This window comes from Halorientalis marina, from assembly GCF_023028345.1.
In the GTDB taxonomy this organism is placed as follows: Archaea; Halobacteriota; Halobacteria; order Halobacteriales; family Haloarculaceae; genus Halorientalis; species Halorientalis marina.
Map to the genome: position 1 here is coordinate 2,192,985 of NZ_CP095487.1, position 13,977 is coordinate 2,206,961.

The window sequence follows — 13,977 nt, forward strand, 5'->3', positions numbered from 1 at the left end:
CGGATGGACAGTCGTTGACGGTATAAGGACAACGTTTCACCGCGGGGAGTGGCAACCGGTCACGACCCGCGAAGCGCGGCCGAAACCACCGGTTTTAGGCCGGGAAAAGGTCTATCAGAGGGTATGTACGAGGTCGAGATCAAGGTCCGTGCGGCCCACGACGACGTTCGCGAACGACTGGCCGACGCGGACGCCACCTCGCTCGGGCGCGTCACGCAGGTCGATACGTACTTCGACGCCCCACACCGGGACTTCGCCGAGACGGACGAGGCGCTGCGGATCCGCCGGGAGTCACGAACCGCCGACGCGACCGGCGAGGGGGAGACGGACGCGCAGCTGACCTACAAGGGGCCGCTCGTCGATTCGGAGTCCAAGACCCGCGAGGAGATCGAGGCCGGCGTCGAGAACGGCGACGACGTGCGCGCTATCCTCGAATCCGTCGGGTTCGCCCCGGCCGCGACCGTCGAAAAAGAACGGGAACGCTTCTCGCTTCAGGGGTTCACCGTCACGCTCGACACCATCGACGGGCTCGGCGAGTTCGTCGAGGTCGATGCCGAGGTCGAAACCGAAAGCGCCGTCCCGGACCGCCGCGACGACGCCGCCGACCTCCTGCGTTCGCTCGGTCTCGACCCCGACGACGGCATCAGGACCTCCTACCTGGGACTCCTGCTCGATACCTCAGAGTAATCCTGTGTGGCGTGAAATTTCCGGAAGTTATAGAACGCCCACCTCCCAAGGGGTCGAGTAATGACGGACCGGAACATTCGCGTCGAGCCGACGAATCGGCTCGCAGTAGAGGACCAGGAGGTAGAGATCGTCGAGCGGAAGGGGATCGGCCACCCCGATTCGATCTGTGACGGCGTGGCGGAGTCGGTCGCCCGCGCGCTCGCACAGGAGTACCTCGAGCGCTTCGGCAAGCCTCTCCACTACAACACCGACGAGACGCAGTTGGTCGCCGGGACCGCCGCGCCGGCGTTCGGTGGCGGCGAAGTGCTCGAACCGATCTATCTCCTCATCGTCGGGCGCGCCACCAAGGAGTACGAGGGCGAGAGAATCCCGGCCGAGACCATCGCGCTGGAGGCCGCCCGCGAGTACCTGAACGAGACCCTCCCACGGCTCGACGTGGGCAAGGACGTCGTCGTGGACGTGAAACTCGGCGAGGGAAGCGGCGATCTGAGGGACGTGTTCGGCGAGGAGGGGACCGTTCCGATGGCGAACGACACGAGTTTCGGCGTCGGACACGCGCCGCTGACCGAAACCGAGGAGATCGTCTTCCGGACCGAGCGCAGCCTGAACACCGAGTACGCGGCGGACAACCCAGAGGTCGGCCCGGACGTGAAGGTCATGGGCAAACGCGAGGACGACCACATCGATGTGACCGTCGCCGCGGCGATGGTCGACGAGCACGTCGCCGGCATGGACGAGTACCGGGCGGCCGTCGAGGGTGTCCGCGAGTACGTCTCGGACCTCGCCCGCGAGTACACGGACCGCGCGGTGAGCGTCGACGTCAACACCGCCGACGACCACGAGGACGGCGCGATCTATCTCACGACGACCGGCACCTCCGCCGAACAGGGCGACGACGGGTCGGTCGGCCGCGGCAACCGCGCGAACGGCCTCATCACGCCGAACCGGCCGATGAGCATGGAAGCGACCTCGGGGAAGAACGCGGTCAACCACATCGGGAAGATCTACAATCTGCTCTCGACGGACATCGCCGAGACGGTCGTCGACGAGGTCGACGGGATTCGTGACCTCCAGATTCGCCTGCTCAGTCAGATCGGGCGGCCCATCGACGAACCCCACGTCGCCGACGCCCACCTCGTCACCGAGGACGGCGTCTCGGTGGCCGACATCGAGGGCGACGTGACCCGGATCGTCGACCGCGAACTCGCGGACGTGACGAGCGTCACCGAGCGGGCGATCCACGGCGAGATCAGGACCTTCTGACCGGCGCGGACGAGCGAAACCGCTATCACTCGCGGGCCTGTGAACCCGGACATGGCGCAGGTCTGTCTCGTCGGCGACCCCGAGGTGAATCTGCGGTACGAACTGCTCTCCCGGGAGACCGCCCGCGACGCCCTCGCGACCTACGACCTGCGAGAACCGTACGAGAACACGGTGGCCGTCGAGACGGTGAGCCTGGGCAGTGCCGTTGCCCTCCTGAACGACCTGAACTGGTATCTCGTTCGCTTCGCCCGTGACGCCTTCGTCCGCGAGGAAAGCGTCAGCGAGACGGAGTGGCTCTCCCGCGCCGTCGCCACGGGCCTCCGCGACGACGCCGTCGACCCGGAGGAGACCGACCGCTTCCTGAAGCTCTACGGGGTCGTCGACGAAGAGAACGGGGCCGACGACGACGGGAGCGAAGGCGAGGACGGTGAGGAGAGCGAGGTCGACGGTGAGGGGGCGGGCGAGGACGCACCCCCGGAACTCGTCGAACCGATGTACGTGACGCGCACGGGTCGGAGCCTCCCGGAGTACGACCTCCGACCGGTCACCGACACGCTGACCGTCCGGGTGACGGAAGAGGAGTTCGGCGGGGAACGCCAGCGGTAGTCACTCGATCTCGGCGAGGGAGTCGTACTCCGCCCAGCACTCGCAGTCGAGGTCGTCGATGGCGGTGACTTCGTCGGGGAGGTCCGAGATGGGCATTCCGTCGGCGGCTGCCTCGCAGCCATCGTCGTGGACCGTGAAATCCTCGGAGGACATCATCGGCATATCAGTGCCTCCGGTCGAACGACAAAGAACGTACTGCCTGTGTCGGCAGTAACAAGAGCGGGCTCACCCGTCGAACATCCCGGTCGACATGTAGCGCTCGCCGGAGTCCCAGAAGACGGTCACGACGAGCGGGCAGTCGGCGAACGCCTCGTCCCCGGGGTCGACCGGCTCGTCGCCGTCCACGACGATACCGGACGCGGGCGGTGACGTGTCGGGCGATGGCGGGCAGTCCGCGGACTCGTCGGCCAGCCGTTCGGCCACGCGGCGGGCCACGAGGTTCGTCCCGCCGCTGGACTGGCCGACCAGGATACCTTCCTCGCGGGCGAGGCGGCGACACTCGGCCTCGGCCGCGTCGATGCCGACAGTCTCGACGCTGTCGATGAGGTCTGTGTCGAGGATGTCGGAGACGAAGCCGGGCCCCATCCCCTGGAAGTCGTCGGACCCGGACTCGCCGGTCGAGAGGACGGCGTTGGTCTCGGGTTCGACGGCGACGACCTCCATATCGGGGAACTCCTCGAGCAGTCTGCGGGCCGTGCCGGTGATGGTGCCGCCGGTGCCGACGCCGGCGACGAAGGCGTCGGGTTCCCGGTCGCCGATCTGGTCGAGGATTTCGACGCCGGTGGTGCGGTAGTGGGCGTCGGGGTTGGCGTCGTTCTCGAACTGGCGGAGCTGGTACATCCCTTCCTCGGCTTCGAGGCGGTCCGCGACGGCGCGGGCGTCCGCCATCTCCCCCTCGACGAGTTCGAGGTCGGCGCCGTAGGCCTTCATCAGGTCGCGGCGCTCCTGTGACTTCGAGGCGGGCATGACGATGGTGATGTCGTAGCCCTTCGCGGCGGCGACGAGCGAGAGGCCGATACCGGTGTTGCCGCTTGTGGGTTCGACGAGGTGGTCCCCGGGCTCGATATCGCCGGCCCGCTCGGCCGCTTCGATCATCGAAAGCGCCGGGCGGTCCTTGGCGGAGCCGCCGGGGTTCTTCGACTCGATTTTCGCGGCGACCGTCGCGCCGGGCGGCGACTTCACCTGAACGAGCGGCGAGCCGACGGTCTCCAGAACGCTCCCGTGCATTACGCCCGCGTTGGCCGGCCCGGTACAAGTGCCCGCCGCCTCCGGCAGGCCGTGCCGTGGCCGGTGACGGGCAGACACGAGCGTAGCGCCCGCGGACCCGCGACTCACCGATTCACACTTCGACTAGGTTTAACCGCTGGGTCGGGAACCCTCGTGTATGGTGGGTGCGGTGGTCGGATTCGTCGGCACCGGCTTCGCAGTGCCGGCCGACCTGACGCCACGCGACTGTGCTCGGCGATTGGACGACGCCCTCCCCGAGGCGCAGGTCGTCTTCCACGAGACGCCAGCGGCCGCGCTGGCGGACGACGCGTCGGCGCTCGACTGTCTCGTGAACGGGACGGCCTTCGCGGACGGTGCCAGCGAGTTCATCGAGCGGCTTCGAGGGAGGAGCGGCGACGTGCCGGTCCTCCACCTCGCAGCGGGCCCGGACGAGTGTGTCCCTGCGAGCGCGTTCGACGCGGGTGTGACCGACGTGTGCTGTCTCACGACGGCGGCGGAGCCGATGCAGGCGCTCGAACGGGCCGTCCGTGGAGTCGTCGCCACCGGGGAGCACGACCCGTTCGCGTCCGACACCGGAGTCGGCGCCGAGTCCCCGATGGGGACGACGGGCCAGTTCGAGTACCGCGACCTGGTCGAACGGCTCCCGGACCCGGTCTTCGTCTTCGGCACGGACGGGACCATCAGGTTCGTCAACGACGCCATCGAGGCGTTGACCGGGTACGACCCGGCGGCCCTCGTCGGCGAGGACGTGTCCGTCCTCGTCGAGGACGACGCCACCGGCGCGGGCAGGCCGACCGCCGGCCTGCTCGACGACGACCGGGCGACGGGGACCGTCGAGGTCACGCTCCGGACGGCCGACGGGGAGTCGATTCCCACGGAGACGCATCTGGCGCTGTTACCGCCGGACGACGGGGTCCCGTTCCGGGGGACCGTCGCCGTCGTCCGGGACATCACGGAGCGGACGGAGACACGACAGCGCCTCCGGCGGACGAAACAGCGGTATCGGCGACTCGTCGAGCAGAACCTCTTTGGCATCTACATCGTCCAGAACGAGCGCATCGAGTACGCCAACCCGAAGGCGGCGGACCTGTTCGGCTACGACCCCGACGAGATGGTCAGTGAACTCTCGGTCTTCGACATCGTCGCGCCCGAGGACCACGACCGGCTCGCGGAGAACATCCGCCGGCGCGAACAGGGCGAGGAGCGCGAGATCCAGTACGAACTGACCGGCCGCCGGAAGGACGGGACGGAGTTCGAGTTCGAGGTCCACAGCGGCCGCATCGAGTACGAGGGCGAGCCGGCACTGCTCGGTGCCGTCGTCGACATCACGGACCGCAAGGAGCGCGAGCGGGAACTCGCCCAGTACGAGACGATCGTCGAGACGGTGCCGGACGCCGTGTTCGTGACGGACGGAAACGACGTGATCGTTGGCGGGAACGACAACTTCGCGGCCCTGCTCGGACTCGACTACGAGGACGTCATCGGGACCGATAGCGACGAACTCGTCGCCGAGGGGCGGTTCGGCGGGACGCTCCGTGACGAAATCAGACGCGTCGTCCCGGACCTGCTCGCGGCTGACTCGCCCGTTGACGAGGCTCGTGTCGAGTTCGAGGCGCTCCGGGGTGACGACGACCCGCGACTCGTCTGCGAGGCGCGGGTCGCGCTCCGGCCCCACGACGGGGGGTACGAGGGGATCATCGGCGTCGTGCGCGACATCACGGAGCGCAAGGAGCGTATCGAGGAACTCGAACGCTACGAGACGCTGGTCCAGACCGTCCCGGACGCGGTGTTCGCGCTGGACGCCGAGGGTCGCCTCGACCTCCACAACGCGGCGTGTCTCTCCCAGTTCGGCCTCGACGCGGAGACGGTCGCGCGCGAGCGGCCACACTTCTCGTCGTTCGTCGCCGCGGAGGACGAGGACCGCCTCGAACGGGCGACGAGGCGGCTCCTCTCGGACCGGTACGACACGGGCGACAAGGCGGTCGTGGAGTGTACGGGCGTGACGACCGACGGGCGGCGCTTCCCCGCCGAGAACCACTTCACGGCGATGCTCGACGCGGACGGTGACCTCCGGGGCATCACCGGTATCCTGCGGGACGTCACCGAACGCGAGCAGCGCCGCGAGCGCCTGGCGGTCCTCGACCGCGTCCTCAGACACAACCTCCGCAACGACCTCGGCGTGATGATCGCGGCCGCCGACGCGCTCGCCGACGAGTTCCGAACCGAATACGACGACCCCGAGAACGCGCGGATGGCCGACGACGTGGCTGTGTCCGGGCGGGACCTCCTCGACATCAGCGAGGAGGTCCGGCGCATCCAGTCGGCGCTGGAACGGGACCGCGGCGAGGTCCCGTCGGTCGACGCCGTCGCAGTCGTGACCGACGTGGTCGACTCCGTGCACGAGGCCCATCCCGACGCGGACCTCCGGCTCGACCTCCCGGAGCGGGCGCCCGTCGAGGCCGGCGAATCGCTTGCACTCGCCGTCGAACACCTCGTCGAGAACGGCATCGTCCACAGCGACGGGCCGCCGACGGTGACGGTGCGCATCGACGAGGAGGACACGGACCGCGGCGACTGGTACGAGATTACGGTCGCGGACGACGGACCCGGCATCCCGGAGCAAGAGCGGGTCGTCGTCGACGAGGACACCGAGGCGACACCGCTCAAACACGGGAGCGGCCTGGGTCTCTGGGCAGTCTCCTGGATCGTCGGCTCGTTCGACGGCACCATCGACATTCGGTCCGACGACGAAGGGAGCGTCGTGACGGTCAGGCTCCGCGCGGCGGCCTGACCCGTCCACGGAAGCGGCGCGGTTAAGCCCCTGGCCCGTCAACTCCGAGCCATGACCGACGAGGGACGCCTGTCCACGATGGAACCGAATCCGGTGTGGGACGAAGAATCCTACCCAGACACCGTCGATACGCTCGCCGAACACGCCGACGACCTGGTCTACAAGGTCTGGGGCGGCGACTGGTGCAAGGACTGTCGCGCCCAGCTCCCCGACTTCGGAGCCGCGCTCGCGGCCGCGGAAGTCCCCGAGGACCACATCGAGCACTACCCGACCGAGAAGGAGGAGGACGGCTCGAAGACCGGCCCCGGCGTCGAGGAGTACGGTATCGAGTACATCCCGACCGTCGTCGTCGAGCAAGACGGCGAGGAAGTGGCGCGATTCGTCGAGGAGGAATCCCAGCCCATCGCGGTCTACCTCGCGGAGCGGCTGGCGGACCTCGAAGCCGAGGCCTGAGCGTCGAACGCGCCGCAGCTACTCTCCGGCGGCTCCACCGTCCGCGAACCAGTCCAGTGCGTCGTCGATGTCGTGGGTTGGCGGCGAACAGGCGAAGTTCCGACAGGCGTAGACAGTCGGCTCTCCGTCACGTGCCTCGCGGTCGGCCCAGATCGGCGGTGCCTCGTCCAGCCCCAGGGTATCGAGCCAGTCGTCAAGCCCGTCCTCGGTGGGCGGGCGGACCGTCAGCAGCCGACCGGGGAGGTACGTCTCGCCGATGCGCGCTCGCCAGTCCGCGGGGAGCGTGTCCGCGGCGACCGTGAGTTCGGTTTGCCCGCTCGCGAAGCCCTCGGCCGCGAGCGCGAGTGAGGCGTGCTGGAGGGGGTTCCCCTCGATGGCGCTGCCGTGGGTCCGGAGGACGCCCTCGGCCACGTCCGCGAAGCCCGACCGGGGCAGGAAGTGGTCGAGTTCGAGCAGGAGTTCGGCGGCCACGCCCGCGCTGGACGGTGTCGACTGGTCGTTGAGTTCCTGCGGCCGCGCGACGAGTTCCTCGCCACCCTCGGGCGTGAAGTAGAGCGTGCCGGCCTCGTCGTCCCAGAAGGCCTCCTCGATGGCACGTGCGACGTCGAGCGCGAACGCGAGGTGGTCCACGTCGCCGGTCGCCTGGTAGAGGTCGAGTGCCCCCCGACCGAGGAAGGCGTAGTCCTCCAGGTAGCCGTCGATTTTCACCTCGCCGTCCTTGTACCGCCGAGAGAGGCGTTTCTCGTCCGCGTCCCAGAGCTGGTCGCGGCAGAAGTCGAGCGCGGCTCTACCCGTCTCGCTCAGGTCGTCGTCGCCGAGGACGAGCGCGCCTTCGGCGAACGCGGAGATCAGCAGGCCGTTCCAGCCGGCGAGGACCTTTTCGTCCCGGCCTGGCCTGACGCGGTCGCTCCGGGCCTCGAACAGGGCTTCTTTGCCCCGGTCGATGTGGTCCTCGATGTCGACCTCGGGGAGGTCGTAGGCATCCGCGAGGTCGGTCACGGAGGCACCGGCGGTCAAGACCGTCTTCCCCTCGAAATTACCCGCTTCGGTGATTCCGAAGCGGTCACAGACGATGTCGGCGGTCAGTTCGTCCTCGACCGCGTCCCGAACTTCCGCGGGCGTCCAGACGTAGAACTTCCCTTCCTCGCCCTCGCTCTGGGCGTCGAGCGTGCTGAAGAACCCACCGTCGGGGTGGGTCAGTTCTCGCTCGACGAACGCGAAGGTCTCGTGGGCAACGTCGGCGTATCGCTCCGTCCCGAACAGCTGGTAGCCCGCGAGGACCGCCCGCGTGATTTCGGCGTTGTCGTAGAGCATCTTCTCGAAGTGCGGGACGGTCCAGTCGCGGTCCGTGCAGTAGCGGTGGAAACCGCCGCCCACGTGGTCGTAGAGGCCGCCGTCGACCATCGCGTCGATGGCTTCCCTGGCAACGTCGCGGTACTCCTCGCGCCCGGAGTGTTCGCACGCGCGGAGGAGGATGTGCACGCGGCCGGTCTGAGGGAACTTCTGGCCGCGGCCCCAGCCGCCGTGCTCGCGGTCGGCGCCGCGGAGGGCGGCTTTCGCAGCCGTCTCCAGCGTGTCACCGCCAGGCGTCTCGTCGGCCGGCTCGGGCGTTTCCTCGAGTTCGCCACGGACCGCGTCGGTCCACTTCTCGGCACGGCCTTCGAGTTCCTCGCGGTCGTTCTCCCAGGAGTCGCGGATGCGTTCGAGCAGATCGCCGAAGCCCGGCATCCCGCGGCGGGGTTCCTTCGGGAAGTAGGTGCCGACGAAGAAGGGCTTCCCCTCGGGCGTGAGCCAGACCGAGAGAGGCCATCCCCCCTGCCCGCTGGTCATCTGGCAGATGGTCTGATAGATGCTGTCGAGGTCGGGTCGTTCCTCGCGGTCGACCTTGATGGGGACGAAGTGTTCGTTGAGCGTCCGGGCGATTCCCTCGTCCTCGAAGCTCTCCTCTTCCATCACGTGACACCAGTGACAGGCCGAATAGCCGACGGAGAGGAAGATGGGCACGTCCCGTTCCGCCGCGGCGTCGAGGGCTCGTTCGTCCCATGGCTGCCAGTTGACGGGGTTGTCGGCGTGCTGGCGGAGGTAGGGGCTTTCCTCCTCGTCGAGGCGGTTGCGGTCAGCCGCTGTGTCGCTCATACCCCGGCCTACGTGACGAGGCTACTAAAACACGGGAACAGCGATTTCGGGCCACTCGCGGCCACTGATGGCAACGCTTACGTGACACGGGTGTCAGCGTTTCCGATATGACAGAATCCGTGCTGCTCGTGGGCGGCGGCGGTCGGGAGCACGCCATCGCTCGCGCACTCGCCGACTCGGCCGCCGACCTCTACGCCTGCGCCGGGAACCGGAACCCGGGGATCGCCGACCTCGCCGAGGCGTTCGAGACGCTGGATACCACCACGCCCCCCGCCGTCGTCTCCTTCGCCGAGGATGTCGGCGCCACGCTCGCGGTCATCGGCCCCGAGGCCGCCCTCGAAGCCGGCGTCGCCGACGCCCTCGACGACGCGGGCATCTACACGTTCGGTCCACAGGCCGAAGAGGCCCGCATCGAGACGGATAAGGGCTTTCAGCGACGGTTCATGGCCGAGCACGACATCCCCGGCTGCCCCGACTTCGAGGAGTTCCGGGACACCGAAGCCGCCTGCGAGTACATCGACGAGTACGACGGCGACCTCGCGGTCAAGCCCGCCGGCCTGACCGGGGGCAAGGGCGTCCGCGTCATCGGCGACCAGGTCACCGCCGCGGAAGCCAAGGAGTACATCCGCGAGTCCGGCTACGACCGCGTCGTCCTCGAAGAGCGACTCGTCGGGGAGGAGTTCACGATCCAGGGGTTCGTCGCGAACGGACAACTACGGGTCACGCCGGCCGTGCAGGACCACAAACGTGCCTACGAGGGCGACGTCGGGCCCAACACCGGCGGCATGGGCAGTTACAGCGACGCCAGCCTCGAGCTCCCGTTCATGGTCCGCGAGGAGTACACCGACGCCGTCGACATCATGGAGGCCGTCGTCGACGCTCTCGACGGCTACAAGGGCGTTCTCTACGGTCAGTTCATGCTCACCGCAGACGGCATCAAGGTCGTCGAGTTCAACGCCCGCTTCGGGGACCCCGAAGCCATGAACACGCTCCCGGTTCTCACCACCGACTTCCTCGACGTCGTCACCGCAGCTCGCGACGGCGACGACCTCCCCAAACTCAGTTTCCGGAAGCAGGCCACGGTCTGTAAGTACGCCGTCCCCGACGGCTACCCAACCGACCCCGACGCCGGTGCGAAAGTCACCATCGACGAGGATTCGGCCGGCGACGCGCTCCTCTTTTACGCCAGCGTCGACGAGCGCGACGACGGCATCTACACCACCACCTCCCGCTCCTACGCCGTCGTCGGCGTTGCCGGTTCCATCACGGAAGCCGAAGAAATCGCCGAGGACGCGCTCCAGCGCGCCGGCACGGAAGGACTCCGTGTTCGCCACGACATCGGCAAGCCCGACCTCGTCCAGCAGCGGATCGACCACATGGCCGAACTTCGCGAGTGAGCAGCCCCGTTTTCGGTTGGTTTCAAGACACCCGGCGGTGAATCACGGGACGTGACAGACGACGAGGCTCCGGAGCGACACGAGCGAGTCACGGCCCACGCGACACCCGGACCACGGAACTCCCTCCGGCACTGGCTCGACGCTCGCAATCCCCTCCAGGTGTATCTCAACTACGTCGTTATCGTCCTGGCTCGGCACTCCCCCAGTCTCTGGCTCACCAGTTGGCTCCTCCGCCGCATCGGGATCACCGTCGGCGAGGGCGTCTCCTGGGGCCTCGAATCGACGCCCGACGTGTTCTGGCCCGAACTCATTACCGTCGAGGATCACGTCATCGTCGGCTACAACGCCACGATCCTCTGTCACGAGTTCCTCCAGGACGAGTACCGCACCGGCGAGGTCGTCGTCCGCGAGCGAGCCATGATCGGCGCCGGCGCAATCGTCCTCCCCGGCGTCGAGATCGGCGAGGGTGCACAGGTCGCCGCGAACTCGCTCGTGACCGAGGACGTCGACCCTGAGACGACGGTCGCCGGGGTTCCAGCAGAAGAAGTCTGAGTTACTCGTAGTAGGCGTCCTGCTCGAGCGTTGCGTTATCGATAAGATACTGCGCGATCTCCGGTCTCGTCACCTCGTCGTTGTAGACCCGCTCCGCGTAGGTGGAGTTGACAGTGTACATCCGCCGTGTATCGTACGTCCCGTTCGGCGTTTCGTAGACCTCCTCGATGGATAGTCTCGTCCAATTGCGCGAGCCGAAGTCCTCGTCGGCAGCGAGTTTCCCGTATTCGTCGAGTATCAAGTGATACTCGTCCATATGATCGTACAGATGCGTGTCCGTCGGGGGCGTCGTCGTCGTGTAGGTGAGAAACACTTGTCTCCCCGACTGGTTGACGTGGACGCCAGTGATGTTGGTGTCAATGGTCTCTACCTCGAGGTTGGACTCAAGGGTTTCAGCATATGGAGAGGAGAATGTACCTTCGTTTGGACGGTGAACAGCTGATGAAGTACCTACGGAACCTCGTACATAGCCGCTAGTGGTCCAGTCTTTCAACTGAAATACCCAGGCACCGGCCCAATTATATTCAATACGATGTTTGAACAACAGAGATTCATTATACCGGGTAAGTACTCGTACCTGAGAAATATTCCAGTCTCCTTCGTTATAGACTGCCTCCCGTTTCAGGACTGTTGCAAAAGCGATACTGATCTTACCTAGACTATTCCTGAGAGGTTGGGTAGACAAATTTTCCAGATTCTGGGACACAATGAGAATATTTTGATCGTCAGGCGGGACTTCTCGGATTCGGACCTCGGTGATATTGATATCAACTCTGTCATAACGACCAGGCTCGTATGGATTATTTAATTGACTGAGACGAGCAGAATCATTTGTTATGATGTTGTAGAATTGTTGTGTGTAATCGTCGGAATCGTTGGTGTCTTTTACCGAACCATTGTTCTCTCTGTTCGGTGTTGACGTAGACTGGTCAGTTACTGATGTTGAGGTAGTAGTAGCAGTAGTAGTGGTTCCGACGGTTGCTGTTTCCGGTTGGATCTGCTGTTCTGATGTCTTTTCAGGAAGTTGTGACCCGCTACAACCAGAGATTATCATCAGTATGCAGACGGCTACCGAGAAGTGGACTCTATTCATTTTCTAACACACTTTTTGCTTTGTCTATTACTGAATTAATACTATTATAATTATTATTCTCATTTTTAGATGATGCTTGCCGATTTAAATTATTGCCCCCACCACCATCATCACCGTCGCTACTTCCTCCATCCCCTTCATCCAAGCTCCGATCAACGTGGTATCCACCTTTTTCGCTCTCGTCAAGAGCCTGACTCCCTTCGATAGCGAACGCGATGGCCTCTTCTTCGGTTTCGATAGCGCCGCTGCGAATCCAGACGTCTTTCGCCGGAATGTATGTACCGACCGGCGGTGGGCCGTCGTCCCCGACGCGCGAGGGCCGAACCCCGCGGTTCAGGCGTGGTTCGATGGTTCGGTTGGCCGTGGCGGTCTGGTTTGCCCTGTCGGTCACGCGGACCGTCACGACCGTCTCAGAGGTGTCCCCGAATCGGAATGTCCGTGATTCGTTGCCGGCTGTTGCGGTCGTCTCGGCGACGGTTTCGCCGTCGACGATCCAGGTCAGCTGGTCGATGGGCACGGTCCCCGCTTCGACCCGAGCCGTGTACAGCTGGTCCGTCGCGGTCGGCGGGTCCTGCGGTCCCGACAGCGACACCGACGGGCCGGTCCCACCGTCGACTTCGACGTAGAGCGTGTCCGACCGACTCACCCCGTCGTCGTCGGTGACTGTTACCGTCACCTCGTAGGTGCCGACCGCCCGCGGTCGGAAACTGGTCCGCCCACAGGACCGACAGTCCGGTTCGACCGTCGTCCCGTTGGGCCGCTCTATGCGCCACTCGTAGGCTCTCACGTCGCCGTCGGGGTCGCGCGATCCGGTCGCGTCGAGCCTGACCGTCGCGCCGTACTCGACCTGCTGATCGAGACCCGCGTCCGCCAACGGAGGCTGGTTCCCTCCCGTTGTCACAGCCTCAGACCGCGGTGTCGCCGCCGCCATCGACACCGCCGAGGTCGTAAGACCCATTGCGACCATCGAAATCAGAAGTCCAATCCCCACACTGTCTGTCATTTCCCACGCCGAGGTTGCCGCGGTGTTGGTTATAAACGTTCGGTTCGACGACAGGACGGGGTGCGGGGAGCGGCGGTCCGTTATCGGACGAAGTAGGGAGTGTCGTCGGCAGTGAACCGCCCGAGGTCGGCCTCACGGCGGTAGTCTGACGACTGCACGTCCTGAAGGGTGTCCACGAGAGTCAGTTCGTCCTCACGGGTCCAATCCGACGGGTCGTCGATAGGGACGACGAGGAAGCCGCTACCCTGGAGTTCGGTCGCGTGCAGGTCTCCGGGGGTCGCCGGTGGGCGACGAGCGGTGTACGTTTCGAGGACGTGCTGGATGGGACGGTCCCCGACCGGCAGGAGCACGTGGGCGGTGATGGCACGTAGTTCGGCGTCGAAGAACGGCTCGGTCTCCGCGTACTCGGTGGCGGTCGGTTCGGTTCCGTCGGGAACGCACAGGCAGAGGTACGAGAGGAACGTCCGGTCGACGACGGGCGGTGTACCGGTGTCGGACAGCAGACCCCCGGCAGCGAGTGCGCGCTGGAGCCGCTCTCCGACATCCGTGTCTGTGAACGGAACGCCGGATCGGATGCCGCCGTGGACGGTCGGGTGGTCGCCGACGACGTGGAAGTGGGCGTTGGCGTCGCCGTAGCCCGGGACGAACCGCTCGCAAGGGGGTGACATCCCGAAGGGGTTGGACTGGCGGTCGGTGACGTTCTCCACAGCCGTCCCTGGGCGGCGACGGTCTAAAACACTGTGTCAGGTATTCCCAGTAACTAGAGGGA

At 66.0% G+C, this 13,977-nt stretch carries 13 protein-coding genes; 7 read left to right on the forward strand and 6 right to left on the reverse strand.

Annotated elements, in window-relative coordinates:
* Positions 1-123 precede the first annotated feature (123 nt).
* Genes cyaB through MUG96_RS11170 form a run of 3 tightly spaced genes read left to right on the forward strand, consistent with a single transcriptional unit; the run spans position 124 to position 2,556 of the window.
* On the forward strand, positions 124-687 hold the full coding sequence (gene cyaB / locus MUG96_RS11160) for a class IV adenylate cyclase (protein ID WP_246982713.1): 564 nt from the start codon (positions 124-126) through the stop codon (positions 685-687).
* 60 nt (positions 688-747) lie between these two features.
* Complete coding sequence (locus MUG96_RS11165) at positions 748-1,950, forward strand: methionine adenosyltransferase (protein WP_246982715.1); 1,203 nt, start codon at positions 748-750, stop codon at positions 1,948-1,950.
* Between the two features lie 51 nt (positions 1,951-2,001).
* Positions 2,002-2,556 (forward strand): DUF5804 family protein, encoded by a 555-nt coding sequence (locus tag MUG96_RS11170; RefSeq protein ID WP_246982717.1) that lies wholly within the window; start codon positions 2,002-2,004, stop codon positions 2,554-2,556.
* Here MUG96_RS11170 and MUG96_RS11175 read toward each other — a convergent pair whose 3' ends face one another.
* Both MUG96_RS11175 and MUG96_RS11180 read right to left on the reverse strand, forming a co-directional pair.
* Positions 2,557-2,718, reverse strand: a complete 162-nt coding sequence (locus tag MUG96_RS11175) for a hypothetical protein (RefSeq protein WP_246982719.1) — start codon at positions 2,716-2,718, stop codon at positions 2,557-2,559. It abuts the gene before it with no gap.
* A gap of 63 nt (positions 2,719-2,781) precedes the next feature.
* The gene (locus MUG96_RS11180) at positions 2,782-3,783 is read right to left on the reverse strand and encodes a PLP-dependent cysteine synthase family protein (RefSeq protein ID WP_246982721.1); all 1,002 of its coding nucleotides are present in this window, start codon (positions 3,781-3,783) and stop codon (positions 2,782-2,784) included.
* Between the two features lie 157 nt (positions 3,784-3,940).
* On the opposite strand from MUG96_RS11180, the gene MUG96_RS11185 reads away from it, so the two are divergent.
* Together MUG96_RS11185 and MUG96_RS11190 are read left to right on the forward strand one after the other, a co-directional pair.
* The gene (locus MUG96_RS11185; protein WP_246982723.1) at positions 3,941-6,574 is read left to right on the forward strand and encodes a PAS domain S-box protein; all 2,634 of its coding nucleotides are present in this window, start codon (positions 3,941-3,943) and stop codon (positions 6,572-6,574) included.
* Positions 6,575-6,625: 51 nt separating this feature from the next.
* Positions 6,626-7,027: a TlpA family protein disulfide reductase gene (locus tag MUG96_RS11190; protein ID WP_246982725.1), complete on the forward strand. Its 402-nt coding sequence runs from the start codon at positions 6,626-6,628 to the stop codon at positions 7,025-7,027.
* Positions 7,028-7,045: 18 nt separating this feature from the next.
* On the opposite strand, the gene MUG96_RS11195 is transcribed toward MUG96_RS11190, so the two are convergent.
* The gene (locus MUG96_RS11195; RefSeq protein WP_246982726.1) at positions 7,046-9,163 is read right to left on the reverse strand and encodes a thioredoxin domain-containing protein; all 2,118 of its coding nucleotides are present in this window, start codon (positions 9,161-9,163) and stop codon (positions 7,046-7,048) included.
* Positions 9,164-9,270: 107 nt separating this feature from the next.
* On the opposite strand from MUG96_RS11195, the gene purD reads away from it, so the two are divergent.
* Together purD and MUG96_RS11205 are read left to right on the forward strand one after the other, a co-directional pair.
* Complete coding sequence (gene purD, locus MUG96_RS11200) at positions 9,271-10,560, forward strand: phosphoribosylamine--glycine ligase (RefSeq protein WP_246982727.1); 1,290 nt, start codon at positions 9,271-9,273, stop codon at positions 10,558-10,560.
* Positions 10,561-10,611: 51 nt separating this feature from the next.
* The gene (locus MUG96_RS11205; protein ID WP_246982731.1) at positions 10,612-11,112 is read left to right on the forward strand and encodes an acyltransferase; all 501 of its coding nucleotides are present in this window, start codon (positions 10,612-10,614) and stop codon (positions 11,110-11,112) included.
* A 1-nt stretch (position 11,113) separates the two neighbouring features.
* On the opposite strand, the gene MUG96_RS11210 is transcribed toward MUG96_RS11205, so the two are convergent.
* The 3 genes from MUG96_RS11210 to MUG96_RS11220 form a co-directional block, all read right to left on the reverse strand.
* Positions 11,114-11,605, reverse strand: coding sequence for a hypothetical protein (locus MUG96_RS11210; protein ID WP_246982733.1), 492 nt, complete (start codon positions 11,603-11,605; stop codon positions 11,114-11,116).
* 592 nt (positions 11,606-12,197) lie between these two features.
* Entirely contained in the window at positions 12,198-13,079 is an 882-nt protein-coding gene (locus MUG96_RS24215) for a PKD domain-containing protein (protein ID WP_308220105.1), read from the reverse strand.
* 209 nt (positions 13,080-13,288) lie between these two features.
* A complete protein-coding gene (locus MUG96_RS11220; protein WP_246982736.1) occupies positions 13,289-13,915 on the reverse strand; it encodes a uracil-DNA glycosylase family protein in 627 nt (208 codons plus the stop codon).
* Between the last annotated feature and the right edge of the window lie 62 nt (positions 13,916-13,977).